This is a genomic window from Halonotius terrestris (assembly GCF_006861665.1).
Taxonomy (GTDB): Archaea; Halobacteriota; Halobacteria; order Halobacteriales; family Haloferacaceae; genus Halonotius; species Halonotius terrestris.
The window spans coordinates 488,596-508,771 of sequence record NZ_RKLU01000003.1; the positions used below are offsets into that span (position 1 = coordinate 488,596).

At 62.6% G+C, this 20,176-nt stretch carries 21 protein-coding genes, 1 tRNA gene and 3 pseudogenes (2 of these 25 running past the window's edge); 6 read left to right on the forward strand and 19 right to left on the reverse strand.

The genetic code is table 11. The annotated features are described in order from the left end of the window. The 5 genes and pseudogenes from rpoA2 to EGH24_RS15945 form a co-directional block, all read right to left on the reverse strand. On the reverse strand, positions 1–847 hold the 5' portion of the coding sequence (rpoA2, locus tag EGH24_RS09275) for a DNA-directed RNA polymerase subunit A'' (protein ID WP_142979864.1). It extends 356 nt beyond the left edge of the window; the window shows 847 of its 1,203 coding nt (coding positions 1–847); its start codon is at positions 845–847; the stop codon falls past the left edge of the window. After that, positions 840–3,755 (reverse strand): annotated as a pseudogene (locus EGH24_RS09280) (DNA-directed RNA polymerase subunit A'). The gene rpoA2 and the pseudogene EGH24_RS09280 overlap by 8 nt, the downstream one beginning before the upstream one ends. 12 nt (positions 3,756–3,767) lie before the next feature. After that, positions 3,768–5,594 carry a DNA-directed RNA polymerase subunit B gene (gene rpoB, locus EGH24_RS09285; protein ID WP_142979865.1) on the reverse strand — a complete coding sequence of 609 codons (1,827 nt, stop codon included), beginning with the start codon at positions 5,592–5,594 and terminating at the stop codon, positions 3,768–3,770. Positions 5,595–5,597: 3 nt separating this feature from the next. Beyond that, positions 5,598–7,166, reverse strand: coding sequence for a DNA-directed RNA polymerase subunit B'' (locus EGH24_RS09290; protein WP_221886730.1), 1,569 nt, complete (start codon positions 7,164–7,166; stop codon positions 5,598–5,600). A gap of 6 nt (positions 7,167–7,172) precedes the next feature. Beyond that, a pseudogene (locus tag EGH24_RS15945) lies at positions 7,173–7,394 on the reverse strand (DNA-directed RNA polymerase subunit H); the annotation flags it as partial. A gap of 248 nt (positions 7,395–7,642) precedes the next feature. On the opposite strand from EGH24_RS15945, the gene EGH24_RS09295 reads away from it, so the two are divergent. The 3 genes from EGH24_RS09295 (at position 7,643) to EGH24_RS15365 (ending at position 8,449) form a co-directional block, all read left to right on the forward strand. Continuing rightward, positions 7,643–7,715: transfer RNA gene (locus EGH24_RS09295), tRNA-Asp, on the forward strand. A 108-nt stretch (positions 7,716–7,823) separates the two neighbouring features. Then, positions 7,824–8,300 (forward strand): DUF7718 family protein, encoded by a 477-nt coding sequence (locus EGH24_RS09300; RefSeq protein WP_246057941.1) that lies wholly within the window; start codon positions 7,824–7,826, stop codon positions 8,298–8,300. Continuing rightward, positions 8,282–8,449: a hypothetical protein gene (locus EGH24_RS15365; RefSeq protein ID WP_185903290.1), complete on the forward strand. Its 168-nt coding sequence runs from the start codon at positions 8,282–8,284 to the stop codon at positions 8,447–8,449. Before EGH24_RS09300 ends, EGH24_RS15365 begins: the two co-directional genes overlap by 19 nt. Before the next feature lie 44 nt (positions 8,450–8,493). Here the strand turns inward: EGH24_RS15365 and EGH24_RS09305 are convergent, their stop codons facing one another. Beyond that, positions 8,494–9,048 (reverse strand): hypothetical protein, encoded by a 555-nt coding sequence (locus EGH24_RS09305; RefSeq protein WP_142979867.1) that lies wholly within the window; start codon positions 9,046–9,048, stop codon positions 8,494–8,496. A 230-nt stretch (positions 9,049–9,278) separates the two neighbouring features. On the opposite strand from EGH24_RS09305, the gene EGH24_RS09310 reads away from it, so the two are divergent. Further along, positions 9,279–9,971, forward strand: a complete 693-nt coding sequence (locus EGH24_RS09310) for a hypothetical protein (protein WP_142979868.1) — start codon at positions 9,279–9,281, stop codon at positions 9,969–9,971. A gap of 19 nt (positions 9,972–9,990) precedes the next feature. After that, on the forward strand, positions 9,991–10,266 hold the full coding sequence (locus tag EGH24_RS09315) for an AbrB family transcriptional regulator (RefSeq protein WP_142979869.1): 276 nt from the start codon (positions 9,991–9,993) through the stop codon (positions 10,264–10,266). A 9-nt stretch (positions 10,267–10,275) separates the two neighbouring features. On the opposite strand, the gene EGH24_RS09320 is transcribed toward EGH24_RS09315, so the two are convergent. From EGH24_RS09320 to gap, 11 genes are all read right to left on the reverse strand, one after another. Beyond that, positions 10,276–10,806 (reverse strand): NUDIX hydrolase, encoded by a 531-nt coding sequence (locus EGH24_RS09320; RefSeq protein WP_142979870.1) that lies wholly within the window; start codon positions 10,804–10,806, stop codon positions 10,276–10,278. 41 nt (positions 10,807–10,847) lie between these two features. Next, entirely contained in the window at positions 10,848–11,123 is a 276-nt protein-coding gene (locus tag EGH24_RS09325) for a hypothetical protein (RefSeq protein WP_142979871.1), read from the reverse strand. 198 nt (positions 11,124–11,321) lie between these two features. After that, positions 11,322–12,074 carry a protein-L-isoaspartate O-methyltransferase family protein gene (locus tag EGH24_RS09330; protein ID WP_142979872.1) on the reverse strand — a complete coding sequence of 251 codons (753 nt, stop codon included), beginning with the start codon at positions 12,072–12,074 and terminating at the stop codon, positions 11,322–11,324. A gap of 41 nt (positions 12,075–12,115) precedes the next feature. Next, positions 12,116–12,739, reverse strand: coding sequence for a protein-L-isoaspartate(D-aspartate) O-methyltransferase (locus tag EGH24_RS09335; protein ID WP_142979873.1), 624 nt, complete (start codon positions 12,737–12,739; stop codon positions 12,116–12,118). Positions 12,740–12,998: 259 nt separating this feature from the next. After that, positions 12,999–13,658, reverse strand: a complete 660-nt coding sequence (locus tag EGH24_RS09340) for an HVO_0476 family zinc finger protein (protein ID WP_142979874.1) — start codon at positions 13,656–13,658, stop codon at positions 12,999–13,001. 57 nt (positions 13,659–13,715) lie between these two features. After that, positions 13,716–14,696, reverse strand: coding sequence for an aminopeptidase (locus EGH24_RS09345; protein ID WP_142979875.1), 981 nt, complete (start codon positions 14,694–14,696; stop codon positions 13,716–13,718). Between the two features lie 27 nt (positions 14,697–14,723). Continuing rightward, positions 14,724–15,245 (reverse strand): twitching motility protein PilT, encoded by a 522-nt coding sequence (locus tag EGH24_RS09350; protein ID WP_142979876.1) that lies wholly within the window; start codon positions 15,243–15,245, stop codon positions 14,724–14,726. Further along, the gene (locus EGH24_RS09355; RefSeq protein WP_142979877.1) at positions 15,242–15,568 is read right to left on the reverse strand and encodes a UPF0175 family protein; all 327 of its coding nucleotides are present in this window, start codon (positions 15,566–15,568) and stop codon (positions 15,242–15,244) included. The genes EGH24_RS09350 and EGH24_RS09355 overlap by 4 nt, the downstream gene beginning before the upstream one ends. Before the next feature lie 60 nt (positions 15,569–15,628). Beyond that, the gene (locus EGH24_RS09360; protein ID WP_142979878.1) at positions 15,629–16,132 is read right to left on the reverse strand and encodes a metallophosphoesterase; all 504 of its coding nucleotides are present in this window, start codon (positions 16,130–16,132) and stop codon (positions 15,629–15,631) included. 57 nt (positions 16,133–16,189) lie between these two features. Continuing rightward, positions 16,190–17,410, reverse strand: a complete 1,221-nt coding sequence (locus EGH24_RS09365; protein WP_142979879.1) for a phosphoglycerate kinase — start codon at positions 17,408–17,410, stop codon at positions 16,190–16,192. A 95-nt stretch (positions 17,411–17,505) separates the two neighbouring features. Then, complete coding sequence (gene gap / locus EGH24_RS09370) at positions 17,506–18,561, reverse strand: type I glyceraldehyde-3-phosphate dehydrogenase (protein WP_142979880.1); 1,056 nt, start codon at positions 18,559–18,561, stop codon at positions 17,506–17,508. Between the two features lie 204 nt (positions 18,562–18,765). On the opposite strand from gap, the gene EGH24_RS09375 reads away from it, so the two are divergent. Next, on the forward strand, positions 18,766–19,125 hold the full coding sequence (locus tag EGH24_RS09375) for an Hsp20/alpha crystallin family protein (protein WP_142979881.1): 360 nt from the start codon (positions 18,766–18,768) through the stop codon (positions 19,123–19,125). On the opposite strand, the gene EGH24_RS09380 is transcribed toward EGH24_RS09375, so the two are convergent. Then, positions 19,126–19,992 (reverse strand): ATP-grasp domain-containing protein, encoded by an 867-nt coding sequence (locus tag EGH24_RS09380; protein ID WP_142979882.1) that lies wholly within the window; start codon positions 19,990–19,992, stop codon positions 19,126–19,128. Between the two features lie 45 nt (positions 19,993–20,037). Next, positions 20,038–20,176, reverse strand: a pseudogene (locus EGH24_RS09385) (50S ribosomal protein L16) (it continues 395 nt past the right edge of the window).

Genomic DNA, 20,176 nt, shown 5'->3' on the forward strand with positions numbered 1-20,176 from the left:
CGTNGATCTCGTGGATGTTGTTACAGGTCGAGCGGCTGGCGTCGACGCCCTCGATCGTGAGCACGTCGCCGAAGGCCGACCCCTCGGTGTAGAGAACGAACTCCTCGCCCTCGTCGGTTTCCTCCTTGCGGATGACGACGCGGCTGATGTCCTCGATCCCTTTGAAGACGATCTCCCGAAGCTGTTCGACCAGCTGGAGGAGTTCCCGATAACTCGGCTCCTGTGGGCCGAACTCGATGGCCATCCCCTGCTGGCGGGTGTCGACGCCGAGGGCGTCCTCGATGGTCTCGGCGATCTCGGTGGCGACGGGTTCGGCGGCGTCGGCGGTCGGCCACCGCTCCAACAGCGTCTCCTCGTTGAGGTCGATCCGGACGACCATGTCGGCGACATTGGTTGACACGTCACCCAGCGCGAGGATCTTCGTCGCTTCGAGTGCCCAGACGACTTCGTGGGCTTTCTCGCGGTTTTCGGCGTACTCGTCTTCGAGATACACNNNCATCNTCGGCGTNTCNGGNNNCTTNCGGGCGTCNACNAGNTCNATGAGCCGGGGGAGCCCCTGTGTCACGTCGATCTCGGCGACACCGGCGTAGTGGAACGTGTTCATCGTCATCTGCGTNCCNGGCTCNCCGATNGANTGNGCNGAGACGGTGCCGNCGGGNTCNAGCGGNTCGATNCGGGTGTCGAGGAACTCGGCTTCGACGGCTTGGGCGATCTCGTCGGCCTGCTCGGTCGTCACGCCCTCCCGATCCTCGATGGTGTCATAGACCCGCTCGCGCAGGCGACGCGGGAGTTCGGTGTCCTCGACGACGGCGCGGATGTCGTCAGTGACGTGGTCGTACTCAGTCATCGGACTCCACCTCCTCGAACCGGCTGGCTTCCGCACGCTCCGAGAGGTTCGTCGGCGGCTCCGATGGGTTGAGGAACGCTTCCTTTTCGGTTTCGCTCTCAAACTCGGCGTCGACGACGCGGTCGGTGATCCCCTCGACGTCGATCGTGTGGTCCTCGCTGGAGGAGACCTTGACCGGCGAAGTGCTGTCCTCGCCGAANTCGAACTGNACGANNNTNTCNNNCGTGTCGCGGACGGTGCCGTCGTACTGCGTCTCCAGCTCGGACAGCGCGTTGATGAGCCGGCGCTGGAGGTAGCCGGACTTCGAGGTTCGGACCGCCGTGTCCACGAGCCCCTCGCGGCCACCCATCGCGTGGAAGAAGAACTCCCGGGGGNNNAGCCCCTGCCGGTAGGAGGACTCCACGAAGCCGTGGGCGTCCGCGGAGAGGTCGTTCGGCCGGTAGTGGCTGAGGGTGCGGTCCTCGTAACCGCGGTTGATTCGCTCGCCGCGAACGGCCTGTTGGCCGACGCAGGCGGCCATCTGCGTGAGGTTCAGCATCGACCCACGCGCACCCGAGCGAGCCATCACGACCGCCGGGTTCTCCTCGTCGAGATGTTCGTCGGCGATGTCGCCGGCCGAGTCGCGGGCGCGGCCGAGCGCCTGCATGATNTTCATCTCNANGGTCTCGTCGACCGTCCGGCCGGGCAGCGATTCGAGGTCGCCAGCGCGGTAAGCCGAAATGAGTTCGTCGATGCGGTCGTAAGCGTTGTCGATAGCCTCATCGACCTGCTCGTCGGCGACCGGCGGGATCGACTCGTCGTCGATNCCGATNGAGAAGCCGAAGTGCATGATNGCNCGCATCGCCAGCGNNGCNACNTCGTTGATGAANACNCGNGCGCGGGTCTCGGAGTGTTTCTTGACGATGGTATCGACGATCTCGCCGCCGAACGCGCCGACGGCGTCCTCGTCAATTGTCCCCTGCAGGAGCTGGCCGTCCTCGATGACGACCTCGTCGCCGGCCGAGGAGTCGAATTCGAGGTCGAGGTCGTCCGGCAACAGAAGTGAAAAGACCGTGCGGCCGGTCCAGTACTCGCCGGTCTCGTCGGTGCCGTCGGGCTCGGGCAGTTCGTCGACCTGCGTCGCTCGCAGCAGGTCGAGTGCCTGCGTCTCCGTGAAGTGTGGGTTGTCGTGAGTGAGCAGATAGGTTCCNGAGATGTGGTCCTGNATNGCNCCGATGATGTTNTCNCCGAACCGCGGCGAGAGGATCTGTTCTTGAACGCGCATCAGCACGCGCGCCTCGGCACGCGCCTCTTCGTTCTGCAGCGCGTGCATGTTCATCTCGTCGCCGTCGAAGTCAGCGTTGTACGGCGGACAGACGACGGTGTTCAGCCGGAACGTCTTGTACGGCATCACGACCACCTCGTGGGCCATGATGGACATCCGGTGGAGCGACGGCTGGCGGTTGAAGATCACGATGTCGCCGTCGATGAGGTGTCGGGACACNTCCCAGCCGNCNTNNANNTTCNNGGCGAGNTCCTCGCAGTTCTTCTCGGTCACTTTGAGGCGACGACCGTCAGGTCGTTTGACGTAGTTCGCGCCGGGGTGGGTTTCGGGGCCGTTGGCGACGTACTGTTTGGCCTCCTCGATGGTGCGTTCGGTGACGTTGATCGTGATCGTCATCTCGCTGGCGACGCGGTCGGGCACGCCGACCTCGTTGAGACTCAGCGTCGGGTCCGGCGAGATGACGGTTCGCGCCGAGAAGTTGACACGCTTCCCTGAAAGCGAGCCGCGGAAGCGACCCTCCTTGCCCTTGAGTCGCTGGCTGAGGGTTTTGAGAGGTCGCCCCGAGCGGTGTCGCGCCGGCGGCGTCCCCGAAATCTCATTATCGACAAAGGTGGTGACGTGGTACTGCAGCAGTTCCCAGAGGTCCTCGATAATGAGTTGCGGGGCACCGGCTTCGCGGTTCTCCATGAACCGCTGATTGATGCGGATGATGTCCACCAGCTTGTGGGTCAGGTCGTCCTCGGATCGCTGGCCGTTGTCGAGGGTGATCGACGGGCGGGCGGTGACCGGCGGAACGGGGAGGACGGTCATGATCATCCACTCCGGCCGGGANTNCNNGGCGTCGATNCCGAGCNNNTCGATGTCCTCGTNNGGNATNTNCTCGAACCAGTCNCGNATNTCCGAGGGCATCAGCTTGTTCATGTCNTCCTCGGTGAGGTCGACATCGATTGCCTTTTCGAGGGCGCGGCGGCCTTCGTCGCGGGGACGGAACTCGCCGCCGAGGATCTGGTTGATCCGGTCGAGGGCGATCCCCGTCTCTTCGGCGAGAGCTTGCGGGCTCATCCCCTCGTCGTCTTCGTCGTCCTCGTCGGGCTGCATCGCTTCGGCGATGATCTCGGAGTATTCGCCCGACAGCACGTTTTGGACCTCGTAGTAGGTCGTCGGCTTCTCGTGTTTGATGTCAGCCTGTGGCTCCGAGCAGTGTGGACAAGTGCCGGCTTTCCGGGCCTGTCGAACGGCTGCTTTGAGCACCGTGTCGGGGTCCTTACCGAGGTCTTTGACGCGGTCGAGTTCCTCGCGGAACTCCTCCATCTCCATCTCGGTGAGCGTCAGGTGCCCGCATTCACGACAGGTCGCTCGCAGGAGNCGNCGGATGAGCNTCGNNAANCCGACGTGGATGACGGGCGCGGCCAGCTCGATGTGGCCGAAGTGGCCGTTACACGAGCCGGAGTGTTTCCCGCACGTCTTACACTCGAGGCCGGGGTCGATGACACCCAGCCGCGGGTCCATCAGCCCCATGTCGATGGGGAAGCCGTCGTCGTCGTACGTGTCGGCCGTGATGACCTTCGTNGCCGANATNTCNCGNTACNNCTCGGGNTCCATCAGTCCGAAATCGATCCCGCCGAGCTGTTTTGGTGTTTGCATTGACATTGTATCTTAGACCGCGTCTTCGAGTTCGAGCGTTGGTCGGATGCCGAGCGCCATCATCTCATCAAGGAGGAGCTTGAACGCGTAGCTCACGTCGAGTTCGTGGATGTTGTCCTCGCTGCCGGTCGCCGGATCGTACACCCGGCGTTGCTCCCGATCCTCGACGGCGATCATGCCGGTGTCCTCGGAGACGTAGACCGTCTCCTTGTCGGAGGATTCCAGCAGGCGTTCGTTGAGCACCATCGACGCGCCGTGNCCGATGANCNNGTCGCGNTCCATCTCNCCGACNCGGAGGCCACCCTCCCGGGCGCGCCCCTCGGTGGGCTGGCGCGTGAGCACCTGCACCGGCCCGCGGGAGCGGGCGTGGATTTTGTTCGAGACCATGTGGTAGAGCTTCTGGTAGAAGATGACGCCGACGAANATCTCGGCNTCGATNTTCTCNCCGGNGACNCCNGAGTACATGACCTCCTTGCCGGAGGANTTGAAGCCGTNNTCNNCGAGCGNNNCNCGGAGNTCNNNCTCGTCNTCGCCNNNGAANGNNGTGCCGTCGACGCGGCGNCCTTCCAGCGAGCCGACCTTGCCGCCGAGCATCTCGAGGATGTGGCCGACGGTCATCCGCGANGGCAGCGCGTGCGGNTTGAGNANGAGGTCNGGGACGANNCCNTCCTGCGTGAACGGCATNTCNTCCTGCGGGGCGANGTGGCCGACGACTCCCTTCTGGCCGTGTCGCGACGCGAACTTGTCCCCGAGTTCGGGGATGCGTTCGTCGCGCACGGACACCTTCGAGAGCTTCGAGCCGTCCTCGCCCTCCATCAGCGTCACGGTGTCGACGACGCCCGACTCGCCCGAGCGCATCGTTACCGACGTCTCGCGGCGCTTCTGCGGCGAGAGGCCGCCCATGTCGTCGGGTTCCTCGAGGAACCGCGGCGGCGACGTCTTCCCGAGCAGCACGTCGTTCTCGCCGACCCGCGTCTCGGGATTGACGAGGCCGTCCTCGTCGAGGTGTGTGTACGCGTCCTCGCCGCGGGCNCCGCGNACGTCCTNNTCGGGGATNTCGAAGCGGTCCTCCTGNCCGCCGGGGTAGCGNCGCTCCTCGCCCTCNTAGGTNCGGAAGAAGTGCGAGCGNGCNAGNGCNCGGTCGACCGACCCGCCGTTCAGGACCAGCGCGTCCTCGATGTTGAACCCCTCGTAGGACATCACGGCGACGACGAAGTTCTGTGCGGCCGGCCGGTCGTCGTAGCCGATCTGCTCGGTCGTCTGGGTCTTCACCAGCGACAGCTGCGGATAGTGCAGCAGGTGTTGGCGGGTGTCCGGACGAATGCGGTAGTTCGCCGCCGGCAGCCCGAGCGACTGCTTGATCATCCCCGACCCCATCGTGATACGGGGCGAGGCGTTGTGCTCGGGGTAGGGGATCATCCCGGCACCGATNCCGAAGATGAGCNNNGGNTCNANNTCGAGGTGNGTGTGNTCCTCGGTNAGGTCGTTCTCGTCGACGCCGACGAGGATGTCTTCCTCTTCCTCGGCGTCGATGAATTCGACGTAGCCGCGCTCAACGAGGTCCTCGAATTCGAGGTCGCCGTTCTCGACGGCCTCGATTTCCTCGTCGCCGAGCAGCGGTTCGCCGTCCTCAACGACGATCAGCGGGCGGCGGGCCCGACCGGCGTCGGCGTTGATGATGACCTCTTGGGTGCGGCCGCGCACGGAGACGTTGACCATATCGCTCACGTCGCCGCGGCGGCGGGCATCGCGGATCTGTTCGGCAAGCTGTTCCGGGTCCGGGTGGGTGCCGACGAGGCTCCCGTTGACGTAGACTTTCGCTTCTCGTGATTGAGCCATTGGTTAGTCGTCCGCAGGGGTTGTTCGTTCGATGCCGTCGATACCTGGGATCCCCTCGACTCCCATCGACGNNAGTTCNCGNTTCAGTTCCNNNTCGTCCTCGANGTNCTGTGACAGCTCCATCGCCTGCGCGAAGTTCTTCACGAGCCCACAGTTCGGCCCCTCCGGCGTCTCGGAGGGACAGATGCGACCCCACTGTGTCGCGTGGAGGTCGCGNGCNTCGAAGTGNGGNTGGCTCCGNNNNAGNGGCGAGCGGAGNCGNCGNAGGTGTGACAGAACGCCCATGTGGTCGGTGCGATCGACCAGCTGTGAGACGCCCGAGCGGCCGCCGACCCAGTTGCCGGTGGCGATCGGGTGTTCGAGCCGTTCGGTNAGCACGTCCGAGCGGACNACNGTNNNNACNGAGAGNTNNCGGTTCCGCATGTTCGCGCGTTCGAGCTGGTACTTCACGTCGCGGGCCAGCTTGTTCAGCGCCGTGCGGAACAGGTCCTTCATCAGGTCGCCCGACACCTTCAGCCGCTTGTTTGCGTAGTGGTCCTTGTCGTCCGATTCGCGGCGGCCCAACGCGAGTTCGAAACACGCCTCGGCCATCCGGCAGAGATACACCGCCTTGTTCATCCGGGTCTCCTCGTCCTCGACGCCCTCCTCGTGGAGATGCGGGAGGAGATAGCGGTCGATGACGTAGTTCGCCCGTTTCAGCTGGTAGTTCTTCCCCTGACCGGAGGCGACGCGCTTCCCCAGCGTCTCGATCGCCTCGCTGGTCGTCTGGACCTCTGCGGCCTCCAGGTTCTCCAGCATGAACTTCACGATCTCCGGGTCGTCGCTCACGCGGTGGACGATTTCCTCGTCGGATTCGAGTCCGAGCGCGCGGACGAGCGTCACGAAGTTGANGCTCCCGGAGACGGANGGGAAGCTNACNTCGAGCAGNCCNTNNCGGTTNCGCTCACANAGNACNAGCGCNCGNTAGCCNCGGCGNTGGNNNAANGTCTTNGCGACCTGAATCTCGTCGCCGTACTTCGTGTCGTACTCGGCGAGGATCTTGTTCGGTGCGAGGTCCTCGCTCGTCATCAGCACCCGCTCGGAGCCGTTGACGATGAAGTAGCCGCCGGGGTCGGCGGGGTCCTCGCCGATCTCGATGAGCTCCTCCTCGGTGAAGTCCGTGATGTTACATTTCGAGGAGCCGACCATGATCGGCATNCGGCCGANCTTNGTNTCNGNNGNGTCGACGACNNNTTCGGGNTCCTCGTCGCCNCCGCGGACGATGGACATCTCCATGAAGACCGGAGCGGCGTAGGTGATGTTGCGGAGTCGGGCTTCCTGCGGGAAGAGGAGTTCNTCGGAGCCGTCNGCCTCCCGGACNCGCGGCGTCNNGATNCGNANGTCGCCGAGNTCGACNNNGACCGGCTCCTGGCCCTCCTTGTCGCCGATGTCCGTGTCGATGCTCTCTTTCTCGTCGACGACTCGCTGCATCCCTCGGCCGAGGAACGCGTTGAACGAGCGGAAGTGGTGTTCCGCGAGNCGNTCNNNCGAGAAGTACTCNCNNGAGACGGNGCGTCGGTCCTGTCGGTTCATTNNNNCGACCACCTGTCGGTAGGAGACTGATGTTTCTGCCGTGCGTGAGTCGCGGACGATCTTGATCACGTCGCCGACCTCGGCCTCCTCCGGAAGGGCCGGGTCGTCGTCTTTGATCTCGGGCAGGTCAGTGCGCTTGAGCCCATACTCGTCGAGAACCGAGTCGAGTTCGGCTCCCTCGATGGGGATATGGTCAGGGACGAGTTCGTGTTGGCTTACGTCTACCATGGCGTTGGGTTGATTGAAGAAACGATGATCACGAGATACTACAGCGGGTTACTCAGTCAGGCCATTTAACGATTGCTAACTCGGCTGAGCCCACCGGCTCATCGACCCCAACGAACGTGACACCTCCACAAACGGGAGACTCCAATAAAGAGTTTGCGGCAGTGGCGCATGTGGCGTGTTGGCAGGGCCGTCCCGACGGCCAAAAGAGAAGCCTTATTTATCTAACCGGGGTACGACGAGATGCGTCAGCCCGGATGGTGTAGTGGCCCATCATACGACCCTGTCACGGTCGTGACGCGGGTTCAAATCCCGCTCCGGGCGTCCTTTTGCGGCGAACAACGCTCCCGAGCACCGCGTAGCGTGTGCGAGGGTCACCGTGAGCCGCAAATACCCCAGAAGGGATTTGAACCAAGGAGTGACGCGAACAGAGTGAGCGGAACGACTGTGGTTCAAATCCCGCTCCGGGCTCTCCACGTCCAGATTTTTATCCGATGCCGCAGAGAGACGGGGGCGAGTGCGATGGGTGAAAAGAAACCGCGGGACTACGACAGGGAGTTCACAGAGCGAGCGGGTCGTCGATCCCGCCGCCGGCTCGGCCTCGACATCGAACGCGGTGTCGTCACACGGTTCGTCGTCCAGTTGGAGTATGGGCGCAACATCGTCGAAGACGAGTGGGACGAAGTAGTCCGGTACGATCACGACAGCGAAGGCAGCAGCGAAGCCGCCCACGACGTGACCGAGGAGGGGCTTCACATCGACATCTACCGCGACGGTGAGAAAATCGAGAGTCACGAACTGACACCGCCGCTCCCGTCGAACGTCGCCCTCAACCGCGCCGAAGAACACTTGAGAGAGCACCTCGAAGGCTACATACGGAGATTCGAAGAATGGCATCAGATAGACTAGAGCCGATGACCGACGAGGAGATCGAGGAACTGCGAGACGGGCTGGCGGAGCAGCAGGACGAGATCCGCGACTACCTCGAAAGCCACGGTGTCGATGTGAGCCCGTGGGATGATTCGGCGACGGAAGCGCGGGCCGACGGCGGCGAGTAAGATCCTAATCCTGTCTCGACAGTTTTGCGAATCGCGTTCAGCGGTTAGACGAACGCGCTGGGGAACGGAAACAAATACCGCTGTTCGACAATGTGATACGGTTTGCCGTTGTGCTGGCGGGTCGGTGCGTTCGCAACGAATTTTCTCGGTGCATATCCGATTAAGCGAATATCTGTCTTGCTAATACGACTAGCTAAGGCGTAGTAATCCGCTCGAAGAGGTTTGTACGCATCAACCGTTAGTGCGGGATCGCTCCGGTGTTGCCCGACAGTTTTCACATCAATAGTTGCCCCACGGTAATTGAGATCGCTACCACCGTCACCACCATCGGGGTAGATCTCAGTATCAAGGTCCTGCACTTTTCCGAGCGGCTTCGCGTAACAAAACTCACCAAGGAGACCCTTGAGAAAGTTGTCCGTACTCCCCTCCCACTGTTCTGCAAAATGACGAGCATTCTCAGCAAGAGCATAGAGCCGTTTCTCTGGAACGTGAATAACGGGATAGTCTGAGAGAGAAAGATCTTCAGCTGAAAATAGTGGTGTCGCTGCTGGTTCCTTCGCAGGCGGTACCTCCTCTGAGTTGTCGTCTTCGTATTTCATGGCTAGCGATTTGTGCCACCGACTGTACTCAGGCCGAAGGACCCAATATGATGCAATGCATAGATATTGGCACCTCGGCACCGAGCTTGATCCCTCGGTGGCGTGGGATGTCACGTGCGCCGTCTGTTGTGGAAGGCCGGCGGCGCACTTTTCATCGACAGTCCTCTGCCGACAGAGACGTGTATATCAGCCATACTATTAAGTGTAATGCGTTACAAGGTAGTGTAACGATGCCTGATACGGATGAAGAACTTGAGAAGTTCGGCCCAGGCATGCTTACAGACACACAGAGGCACTACCTTGCGGGAGATCTAGATGTTGAAGCTGGATCGCAGCGCGAACGAACCATCAGAAGTAGGATTAGGGAACGAGTCGCAAACACTATCTCAGATTTAATTATATTTCAGCGACATTCAGAAACGCGCGATATAGAGCAGATATCAAAAAAAGTAAAATTGGGAACTCTTGAAGCCGGTGAAATATTAGCATTACTTCTCCGACTTAATGCAAATATAAGCCCGTTTCTAAAGGACAATGACATCGATCCAGATTCCAATATAAAACCGAGCCCATTCGTGGATCAAACGGCTCCAGATGAAATGAATCTTGAAACAAAACAAGAAGAGGCAGAAGAATTGCTCAACCTATTTGAGGATATAATAAACCGAGGAATACATCGGGTATTTCGTAAGCAGGGTTTTGATATCGAAGATTTGACTGTGAATATGGATATAACGCTCGGAGACGATCTTGATTCCTTGGTAGAACAGGATTTAGAGTCCTTGGATGAGAGAAGTCTAATGCTCCTTCATCAGGAGGATAAAATCAGTAAGGAAGAATTTTACTCGGAGGCAGCTAGACGAGACATGTTCAAACAGAGGCAGAAAGAATATGATGAATTAAGGTGGGAAAAAGACGAGTAACTGTTCTGTAGAATTAGATATGACCATCGAAAACAATATTCTGACAACTTTTCTTGAGCAGAACGGGAAGACCACAATTCCCGAGCCACTCCGCGAGGAAATGGATCTCTCCGAAGGCGACGAACTTCGGTGGGAAATGACCGACAAGGGACCCATTCTCGAAAAAACCACCAATGCAGCAGGCCGTGGCATGCTCGTCGATGACGACGCATCCGCCGCCGAGCGCGAAGCGTTGGCCGAAGCGATGGAGGCCACCATCCGCGAAAACCGAAAGAAAGCGTGGCGTCCGGTCTGAGTTAGCCGATCAAATATACCCTTCCTCACGCGCCGCCAACAACGCTGTCAGCGTCCAACCCGTCGTCGGCGACGTTTTCGCCGATTCGATGGCGTCCTCGACGGCCATGAACCGCCACTCGATGTACTCGCTGTCGTCGGGATCGGCGTCGCCGGCTTCCAACCCGGTGGCGACGACCAGCCCCCGCTGATAGCGCATCGTCGCACTCGGGTAGTACGTCGAGAGCAACGTGCAGTCGTCGGCCGAGAGCCCGGTTTCCTCCTTGAGTTCGCGTGCGGCGGCCTCAACGTAGGACTCGCCGGGTTCGACGTGGCCGCCGGGGCACTCGACGAAGGATTCCTCCAGTTTCGGACGGTACTGTTCGACCATCGCCACGCGGTCGTCGTCGGTAACCGCGACGATGCCGAGGCCGTCTTTGGGTTGATCGACCCAGTAGTAGTCGGCTTCCGCGCCCGAGGGTTCGATCACGCGGTCGTAGCCCGCCGAAAACCAGCCGCAATCGTATTCTGTTACCGAGTCGAGTCGCTGCCAGCCGGTCATACCCGAGTCAGCGGCCGCGGCTGAGGTAGGCTTTCCGGTGGTTAGTTCTCGACGCGCGTGAGGAAAACGTAGCCCGCGACCGCCAGCCCGGCGAGGACGAGCGTTCCGAGGACGAACAGCACCGCCACACCGGGGAAGGCAAGCACGAGCGCGACGAAGAACGCCAGCGCGAACAGGAACAACACGAGGACGGCCATTGCTTTCGTCGGGTCCTGCGCCGTGGCGACGGCGATCCGCTCTTTCAGCGTCAGGGCTGCAAAGGCGTCGGTAGCCTCGTCGGCGGGCTCGTCGTCTGGGGCGGACTCTGATTCGGCCACAGCTTCCGTTGGCCCGCAACGACCCTGAGTGTGTCGCTTGTATACGGTAGTGGGTAGAATGTAGCTGAGAGTATTGTGTAGAAAGCCCTCGACGCGCTCGGCTCCCGGGACTCGCCCTTTCAGTCCGCCAGGAGTTCGGTTGACCGGCCTGCCAACCCAGCGGCTTGGCTGCCTGTATCTAAGCAGGAATCACTCTCCTTACCGAGAGTCCAGTCGGTCGTCCCAGTCCAGCCACTCGTACTCCCAGCCCGTCTTTGCGAAGTAACCCTGCGAGTCGAATTCGGCGTCCTCGCGCCGCGTCCGGTTGCGCTCGTGGCCGCTGGGCTGTTCGCCGTCGACCAACATCGGCCGGAAGCCGACGGGCCCGAACTCTCCGACCGCTTCGAGGCCACCATCGTCAACGGGTTCGACAGCAACGAGCGTCTGGTCGGTCGTCCCGCGCGGGAAGACGATCCGGCCCTCCGCACTGAGTTGTTCGCGGATCGCTCGCGGCACGTCCTGTACCGCGCTCTCGATCAACACCCGGTCGAAGGGCGCGTATTCGGGGAAGCCGCGCGCGCCGTCGCGGCGGTCGACCAACACCGCGTCGTAGCCCGCCGCCGCGAGGTTGTCGCGGGCGATGTGGACGAGCTGGCGGTCGATATCGACCGCGTGGACGTGCCGGCCGCCGACGATCTCGGCGAGGACGGCCGCCGTGTAGCCGACGCCCGCGCCAACGACGAGCGTGTCGTCGCCTTCGTTGGCGTCGAGGGCGGCGATCATACGGGCGACCGTGCGGAGGTCGAGCACGCGGGAGCCGGCGACCTCGTCGCTACCGGGCTCGTAGGCGTCGTCAACGAACTCGTGGCGGGGTACGGTCCCCAGGGCGTCCAGCACTGCGGCTCCGAGCGGTCGTCCGAGGGCGTGTTCGAGCCCGTCGACCATATCGGCTCGGAGCGTTTCGTGATCCATTGTCGAAGCTGGGGGCGCAACCGGCTTAATCCCACCGCGGCTCAGCGCATCGGGACGAACCGCACCGGCGCGATCGTCTCGGACTCGTAGGTGCCGTCAGGCTGCGGCGAGAGCCGTTTGAGTTCCTGACGACCCGCCCCGAACGGCCCGACGACGACGCCGTCGGTCGCTGTCTGTTCGAGCACTGCCGACGGCGGCTCGGTGGCTGCACAGGTGAGATAGCTCGCATCGAAGGGCGCGTGTTCGGGCCAGCCCTTGCGGCCGTCACCGATGCGAACCGATACGTCGTAACCGAGATCGGCAAGTCGCTCCCGTGCAGCCTCACCGAGTTCGCGGTCGTACTCGACGCTGTAGACATTGCCGTCGCCGACGACTTCGGCGGTGACGGCGGCGTGATACCCGCAGCCGGTGCCGATTTCGAGCACGCGGTCGCCGGGTTCGACAGCGATCAGATCGAGCATCTGCCCGACGATATGCGGCGCGCTGATCGTCTGGTCGTTGCCGATCGGTAGGGGGCGATCCTGATACGCCTGCTCCTGTTGGTCTGCGCCGACGAACTCGTGGCGGGGCACCGCCCGCACCGCGTCGGCGGTGCTCTGCTTCGTAATGATCTCGTTGGCGACGAGGCTGTCGACCAGCCGGTCGCGGGCTGTCGCCATCTCCATGGTAGGTGTTGGCGTACCGCGTATGTAGCCGTTACGCCCGGTTACGTCGTCATACCAATCAACCGGCTTCCTGGTGGACTGAAAGGGCGAGGCCGTTCCGGGAACCCCGAGGATGCAAGCACTGCAGGAGCGAACGCAGTGAGCGACGAAGCGCGCAGCGACTCGCGGGACCGGAACGGCCGAGGGCTTTCTGGGCTACAGTAGTCGCAGCACAGTTTCCAGTAGAAACGCCGGTGTCACTGACTCGATAGACAACGCCTTACCACGCAGACCACGCGGTCGTCTGCTCGTCGATCCCGTAAACGCGCTTGATGTCCTTCGCGTAGACCATGTCGCCGTCCTCGTCGAACTTGTCGAAGCGATACCCCTCGGCGTCGTCCCGCACCAACACGCCGGTGATCGTGAACTCGTCGTCACCGAAGGATTCGGTTTCGCCGACGCGGAACTCGTAGTCGCCGGGCGTGTTGACCGTGAGGCTCCGCGTTTGGTCCCGCGAGCCGTCGTTCGGGTGCAGCGTCACGTTGACCGAGACGTTATCGACCGCGCGGGTCCAGATCGCTTCGATGTCTGCCATGACCGCGCTCTCAGGGCGGGTGTCGCCGTCCTGCAGTTCGATGCTGGTCACCTTCGCCTGCAAGATCGCCTCGGGTGTATCAACGATGAACTCGTCGCCCACGTCGACCGTCTCCTCGGGATCGGCGTCGACCTGCGTGCTGATCGACTCGCCGCCTTGGGAAACGATAACCCGTTTTTCCACAGTCGGCGTCGATTCGATCGTCGTTTTGTGGACGTGCTCGCAGTCGTTGCAGCGGACGGTTACGGTGCCGCCCGGTTTCAGTACCTCGTGGACGGTGTCGTCGTGTGGCGAACACGCGGGGCAGGAGAGGGCCACGGTGTCGCCGGCGTCGAGATCGCTCATTGGCCCTCTTTCCGGGGCTGAGGGTAAAAGCCGTGTGACACGCGCCGATCGTGGCGATTACCGGGGTAACTCGATTTCCTCGCCGTCGGCGTAGACGGTCGGCTCCCGGAGAATCCCATCGAGATGCAGCGGCGCGTCGGTCTCGCCGCCGATGGCCGCGTTGTCGCCGATAGCGAGGTGGACGGTCCCAGCAGCCTTCTCATCGAGCAGGACCGAGCCAACGAGTTCGTCGACGCCGACGTTGGTGCCGATGCCCAACTCGGCGAGGTTGTAGGCGTCGCGGCCGACTTCCTCAGCGGCGGTTTCGATCTGGCTCCGGATCGCGTCATCCGAAATTTCGGTCACGTAGCCGTCTTCGACCTCGAAGCGGAGTTGCTGGCCCGCATCCAACAGCCCGTGCGGTCGCATCGTGCCGTCGACAACGTAGGTGCCGTTTGCGCTTTCGGGGCTAACGAAGATTTCCCCGGCTGGGAGATTCGAGAAACCACCGTCGTCGTGGACGATTCCGGTGTCGAGGAGCCACTCGCGGTCGCCGATCTCGACGGTGATGTCGGTGCCCTGCGGCGACGTGACCCGGATTTCGTCGGCATCTTTGACCTGCTCGTGGAGTGATTCGCTGTGTGCTTCGATGGCGTCGTAGTCGGCGTCGAGGCCGGTGACGAACACCGACTCCGTGATGCCGGGCAGTGTCGCGCCGCGGGCACCCTGCTCGCAGGCGTCACCGCGCGCGCGGGTGTGGCTGATACTTTTCGTCGTTGGCGCGAGGAACACGTCGGCCGATGCGAGCGCGCTGGCGACGGGTTCGGGCGGCTCCGCGCCGTGCTGGGGGCCGGGCGGGTAGCGGACGATCACGGGATCGTCGGTGATTTCGCTGGCTTCCGCATACAGCGTTTCGCCGATCCGCTCGCGTTTGTCGTCGGTGACGATCAGGCAGGTCTCGTCGCTGCCGAGGTCGAGACACTGCGTGAGGGCCGTCTGTGCGGCCTCGCGCAGGGCGGCATCGCTCAGTTCGGGGTCAGTCAGGTCGGCGTCGGTCATACGCGGTGTTGCCGACGGGACGGGTTATCAGTTACCCTCGTCAGCGTCGTCGAGAAAAACATCGAAATCGCGGGCTGGCGACCGGAAGCCCGCGTCGTCGATCCAGCGTTTGAGGTAGTCGTCTGCTGTCTCTGCGGTGATGTGGCCGTTTTCAACGAATCGGACGAGGAGACCGATAGAGCCGGTCAGGGCCACGCCGCGATCGGTCGCGGTCGCCCGTGCGTCGCCATCGTCAGTAACGAGGAGCCCGTCGGTGGCCTCGGCGACAGCCAGTGCCTGAGCCTCACCTGGATCAAGCGTTTCGAGAAGCTGTGTCTCCAGTGTCGCCGCTTTCTCGGACGGCGTGACGACTGGGATGTCAGTTTCGAGAACGGTCAGCGCGCGGGCGAGATACGGATGCGTGTCGGTTCCGGCGTCGATCTCCGCGTGAACCGCGTCGACAGTCACGAGTCGAGGGAGTGTCAGCAGGAGGTCGACGTGATCGACCTGCGCGAAGTTCGAGAGCGCGGTGGTGTTGAGCACCGTCGCGTTGGCCGGGAGGTCGGTCATTCGAGGTTGCGAGCGGTATCGATCTCGTCTCGTGCAGCGTCCATATCCTCGGGGCCGAACCGGAGTTCGACACCCTCCTCGCGGAGAATATCACGCATCTCGAATCGAGTGACACCGGCAAGCCGGGCTGCCGTGCCGAGCGTGATCTCGCCGTCGGCGTACAGCGACACCGCCGCCGCGGTCCGCGCGGTCTCGTGTTCGTCGAAGTAGTCTCGGAGCACGTGGCGAATGGCGTCGCTCTTGTTCTCGAAAACCCCCGCTTTGACTGCCCCCTCCATGAGCGCAGTAAGGTCGTTGGGAATCGTGGCGGTGGTTCGGGGCATACCTTAGTTCAAACTACGGTGTGCATACATTATATGAATTGTGCCGCTACGCGACAACGCTCAACCGAGTTCGTGATGGGTGATCGCGTCTTCGCCCGACAACTCAGTATCGAGCGTGGCGACATGGAACGCGTTGTCGGCACCGGGAATCGGCAGGCCGCCGGGGTTGACGCGAACCGCGTCGCCGTGGGTATCGACGGTTCGCTCGTGGGTATGACCGTGGAAGACGTAGTCGTAATCACCCGAGTCAGCCAGCCCCTCCCGAAGTTGTTCGCTGGTGCCGTGGTAGACCGCGATATCGACACCATCGAGAGTGAGATCGCCGGATTCGCCGAGATAGCTGCCGAAGTCGTCGACGACGTTCGACAGAGCCCACTCGCCGTCGTTGTTGCCGCGGACGGCTACAAAATCGAAACTATCGGAGTCGAACGGCGTCGCCGAAAACGGCGCGATGATGTCGCCGCAGTGGATAACGTGGTCGACGCCTTCGGCTTCGAACAGCGAAACGGCTTGCTGGACGTGATCGAGGTTGTCGTGCGTGTCGGAAACGATGCCGATATGCATGACTGAGAGGTCGGCAGCGACGAGTAAGAAAGTACGCACCGCGATGGGAGGCGAGCGTTAGTTCGCGGCGTCAATCAGCAGTTCGATGCCCGGCAGGTCGTCGCCGGTAAGCGCGCGGATGTACGCGCCGCCGGCGATAGAGACGTGATCGAAGTCGTTCTCGTCCATGCCGTACATCTCGATGGAGCGGGAGGTGTCGCCGCCACCGACCACCGAGAAGCAGTCGGTTTCGGCGATGGCCTTGATCGCGCCGACGGTGCCGGCGGAGAACTTCTCGTCCTCGAAGACGCCGAGCGCGCCTTTGAGGAAGACCGCGTCGGAGTCCCGGATAATCGGATCGTATTTGTCGACCGTTGCCTCCGAAATATCCATGTAGTCGTAGTCGGCGGCGTTGAGCTCTTCATTCGTGTGCTCGGCGCGCTCATCGTCGTCGTCCTCGTAGGCCAGGCCCTCGGGGAGTTTGATCTGGTCGCGCCGCTCCTCGTAGAGCTCCTGAATGATTTCCTTGTTGTTCTCCCACTGGGTGTCATAGAGGTCGAGATCCTCGTGGCGGTCGTAGCCGACATCGTAGCCCGCCGCTCGGAGGAATAGGTGGCTGGCGATGCCGCCCATACAGAAGGTGTCGATCTTGTCGCCGAGCGTGTTCATCACGCCGATCACGTCGGTCGCTTTCGTGCCGCCGACGACCATCGTGACCTGGCCGTCGAACTCGCGGTTGGCGATGGCGGTGTTGGCCTCGTACTCGGTTTCCATCACACGGCCGGCGAAGGCGGGCAGGACGAGCGGGAAGCCGACGAGCGAGGCGTGTTTCCGGTGGGCGGCCGAGTAGGCGTCGTTGATGTAGGCGTCGAAATGCGGCGCGAGCGTCTGGACGAACTCGGTTTCGGCTTTGACTTCGGGGTCCTCTTCGGGCAGTTCGTCGTCGCTCATGCGAGTGTTGTCCAGCAGCAGCACCTCGCCGGCTTCGAGCGAATCGATGGCGTCGAGGGCTTTCTCGCCGTAGATGTCGTCGACGAACTGGATCTCGCGGTCGATGTAGCCGCCGAGGATGTCGGCGTGCTGGTCCAGCGAGACGAAGGTGTCGTTGCCGGGGCGGCCCTGGTGAGCCATGAGCACGACCCGGTGGCCCGCCTCGGCAAGCTCTTTGACCGTTTTCGCGTGTCGCTGGAAGCGGCGGTTATCCTGGACCTTGCCGTCCTCGACCGGAGAGTTCAGGTCGAGCCGGACGAGGACGCGCTGTGCGTCGTCGAGATCGTCGATGGTGTTGAAAGATGCCATTGGTATGTCGGAAATCGGGTGGTAGGGTGAAAAGACACGGGGTCGCCAACCATGCTAGCGGCCGGCCGCGGGTCGCCGGCCGCAGGCCGGTCGACTTAGGATTCGTCGACGAGGAACTCGGCCATATCGAGCATGCGGTTCGAGAAGCCGTACTCGTTGTCGTACCACGTCAGGATCTTCACGAGGCCGTTGTCGCCGATGACGTTGGTCGACTGGAGATCGGCGTACGAGGAGAACGGCAGGCCGACGATATCTCGGGAGACGACTTCGTCGTCAGTGTAGCCGAGGACGCCCGCGAGTGGGCCGCTGTCGGCGGCATCGCGGAAGGCGTCATTGACTTCCTCTTCGGTTACATCAGCGTCGAGATCGACGACGAGCTCGGTGATCGAGCCGGTCGGCACGGGGACGCGGATCGCCATCCCGTCGAGTTTGCCCTGCAGCTGCGGGAGGACTTCGGTGGCGGCCTGTGCCGCACCCGTCGAGGTCGGGACGATGTTTTCGGCGGCGGCGCGGCCACGGCGGGCCTTGCTCTTGGGGGCGTCGATCAGTGTCTGGCTGCCCGTGTAGGCGTGAACCGTGGTGAGCGTGCCGGTGTTGATGCCGAACTCCTCGTCGAGCACCTTGGCGACCGGCGTCACGGAGTTGGTCGTACAGGAGGCGTTGGAGACGATGTCCTCGCCGTTGTAGTCGTCCTCATGGTTGACACCGTAGACGAGCTGGGGCACGTCCTTTTCGCCTTTCGGCGGTGCGGAGATAACGACCTTGTCGGCACCGGCGTCGAGATGCTGGCTGGCGTCCTCTTTCGTCCGGAAAATGCCGGTCGACTCGAAAGCAACGTCGACATCTGACTCGCCCCACGGCAGGTCCGACGGACTCTGGACGTTGTGCAGCGAGACCGAGGTTCCACCGATGGTCAGCTCGTCGCCGTCGAGTTCGAGGCCATCGAGGGTGCCCATGATGGTGTCGTACTTGCCGAGGTACTCCATCTGCTCGAAGTCCATCACGTCGTTGATGCCGACGAGTTCGACGCGGGGGTTGTCGAGGACCGCACGGAACGTACTGCGACCGATCCGACCGAAGCCGTTGAGCCCGACTCGCACGACGTCGTCTTCGGCGACCTCCTCACCAGCGTCTAAATATGATTTACTCATGCCTGAATGACGATTCTACAGATACTTAAAATAGCCCGCATCGGCGCGGCGTGTGTGAACAATACACAAGTTTTACGCGAGAAAACACAACGCCCGAACGGCCCCTCGGGTCCAGCGTCGCCCGCCGGCAACGGGACGGCAGCGACGTGTCATCCTGCCAACGGACAGAAACCTTTTGCCGAATCCTCTCAAAGAGGGTCGTGTATGAACAGCGACGACCGCGACGACCCGTTCGGCGACATCTTCGACGAGATCGAGCGGATGATGGGCGAGATGAACGGCACCGACGACGCGGGTGCCGACACGCATATCGATGTCTACGAGGACGACAGCGTCGTGCGGCTCGTCGCGGATCTGCCGGGTGTCGACAAAGCGGATCTCAATCTCCAGTGTGACGGGACGACGCTGACGATCACGGCCCACACCGGCCACCGCGAGTACGACGAGCGCGTCCGCCTGCCGGCAACGGTCGACGAACACTCCGCGGACGCGACGTTCAACAACGGCGTCCTCCACGTCACCTTCGACCGCGCCGACGACTCCGCCGCCATCGACGTCGAATAATCACTCGGTGTCTGCTGTCTCCCGGATCAGCCCAGCCAGTCGGTCGTAGAAATCTGCATCGTACTTTTCGGCCGTATCAACGGTTGGCCGCGCGTTCGTTTCGTTGACGACGAGTCGGTCGGCAGTTTCCAACAGATCGACGCCGAGATATGGAATATCGAGTTCGGCGGCCGCTCGTTCGGCGAGGCGGCGATGGGAGTCGTGCAGGTCGACGCCGGTCGCCTCGGCGCCGCGGTGAACGTTGTGTTTCCAGCGGCCCTCGGCGAGGCCGTCGGGCAGGCGACGCTCGACGCCGCCGACGCAGTCGCCGTCGATCACCATCGCCCGGTAGTCTCGGGCATCAGGCAGGAATTCTTGGATCACGTAGGATTTGTCGCCGGTCGCTCGAAAATCATGGATCAGATCGAGGTAGTCGACGATCCCGAGCAGCGAATCGGTATCGCTGGCTTTGGCGACGCCGACGCCGCGAGTCGCCGAGTTCGGTTTGACGACGACCGGAAACGAGAGGTCGGCGACGGCGTCGACGACGACCGACTCGTCAACTGGATTCGAGATCATCACCGACTCTGGAACCGGGATGCCGGCGGCGTCGAGCGCGGCGAGCACGCCGCTTTTGTTCCGAGAGGTGAGAACAGCGTCGCGGCCGTTGACCCACGGAATGTCGAGGCGGGCGGTGACGGCCGCGCCCTCCATGAGCCGGCCGGGAGAGACGAGGCCGACATCGAACTCAGGTGGGGCGTCGGGATCAGTAAGCTGGATCGCTCGCTCCTTGGCCTGTAAGTGCTCGACCTCAATCCCGCGGTCGGCCAGCGGCTCGGCGATGCGGTCGAAGGTTTCGGCATTGGTCGTCACCGCCAGCCGGAGCATACGCTGTGGGTACAGCGGCAGCGACAAAAGAGGTCGGATCGCCCGTTAGGAGACCAGCAGTTCCTCGCCGCGTTCGACGTTGATGCGGCACGGCGGGGAGATCTTGTTGTACGCGCGNCGGAACGCNTCCTTGACCACGGGCGCCTGCTCNGNGNNACANNANGCNGTGAANANNNGNTCGNCG

Coding starts and splice junctions, on each gene's coding strand:
- EGH24_RS15365 (WP_185903290.1), top strand. CDS start 8,282: ATGGCATCAGATAGACTAGAGCCGATGACCGACGAGGAGATCGAGGAA.
- EGH24_RS09305 (WP_142979867.1), bottom strand. CDS start 9,048: ATGAAATACGAAGACGACAACTCAGAGGAGGTACCGCCTGCGAAGGAA.
- EGH24_RS09310 (WP_142979868.1), top strand. CDS start 9,279: ATGCCTGATACGGATGAAGAACTTGAGAAGTTCGGCCCAGGCATGCTT.
- EGH24_RS09315 (WP_142979869.1), top strand. CDS start 9,991: ATGACCATCGAAAACAATATTCTGACAACTTTTCTTGAGCAGAACGGG.
- EGH24_RS09320 (WP_142979870.1), bottom strand. CDS start 10,806: ATGACCGGCTGGCAGCGACTCGACTCGGTAACAGAATACGATTGCGGC.
- EGH24_RS09330 (WP_142979872.1), bottom strand. CDS start 12,074: ATGGATCACGAAACGCTCCGAGCCGATATGGTCGACGGGCTCGAACAC.
- EGH24_RS09335 (WP_142979873.1), bottom strand. CDS start 12,739: ATGGAGATGGCGACAGCCCGCGACCGGCTGGTCGACAGCCTCGTCGCC.
- EGH24_RS09340 (WP_142979874.1), bottom strand. CDS start 13,658: ATGAGCGATCTCGACGCCGGCGACACCGTGGCCCTCTCCTGCCCCGCG.
- EGH24_RS09345 (WP_142979875.1), bottom strand. CDS start 14,696: ATGACCGACGCCGACCTGACTGACCCCGAACTGAGCGATGCCGCCCTG.
- EGH24_RS09350 (WP_142979876.1), bottom strand. CDS start 15,245: ATGACCGACCTCCCGGCCAACGCGACGGTGCTCAACACCACCGCGCTC.
- EGH24_RS09355 (WP_142979877.1), bottom strand. CDS start 15,568: ATGCCCCGAACCACCGCCACGATTCCCAACGACCTTACTGCGCTCATG.
- EGH24_RS09360 (WP_142979878.1), bottom strand. CDS start 16,132: ATGCATATCGGCATCGTTTCCGACACGCACGACAACCTCGATCACGTC.
- EGH24_RS09365 (WP_142979879.1), bottom strand. CDS start 17,410: ATGGCATCTTTCAACACCATCGACGATCTCGACGACGCACAGCGCGTC.
- gap (WP_142979880.1), bottom strand. CDS start 18,561: ATGAGTAAATCATATTTAGACGCTGGTGAGGAGGTCGCCGAAGACGAC.
- EGH24_RS09375 (WP_142979881.1), top strand. CDS start 18,766: ATGAACAGCGACGACCGCGACGACCCGTTCGGCGACATCTTCGACGAG.
- EGH24_RS09380 (WP_142979882.1), bottom strand. CDS start 19,992: ATGCTCCGGCTGGCGGTGACGACCAATGCCGAAACCTTCGACCGCATC.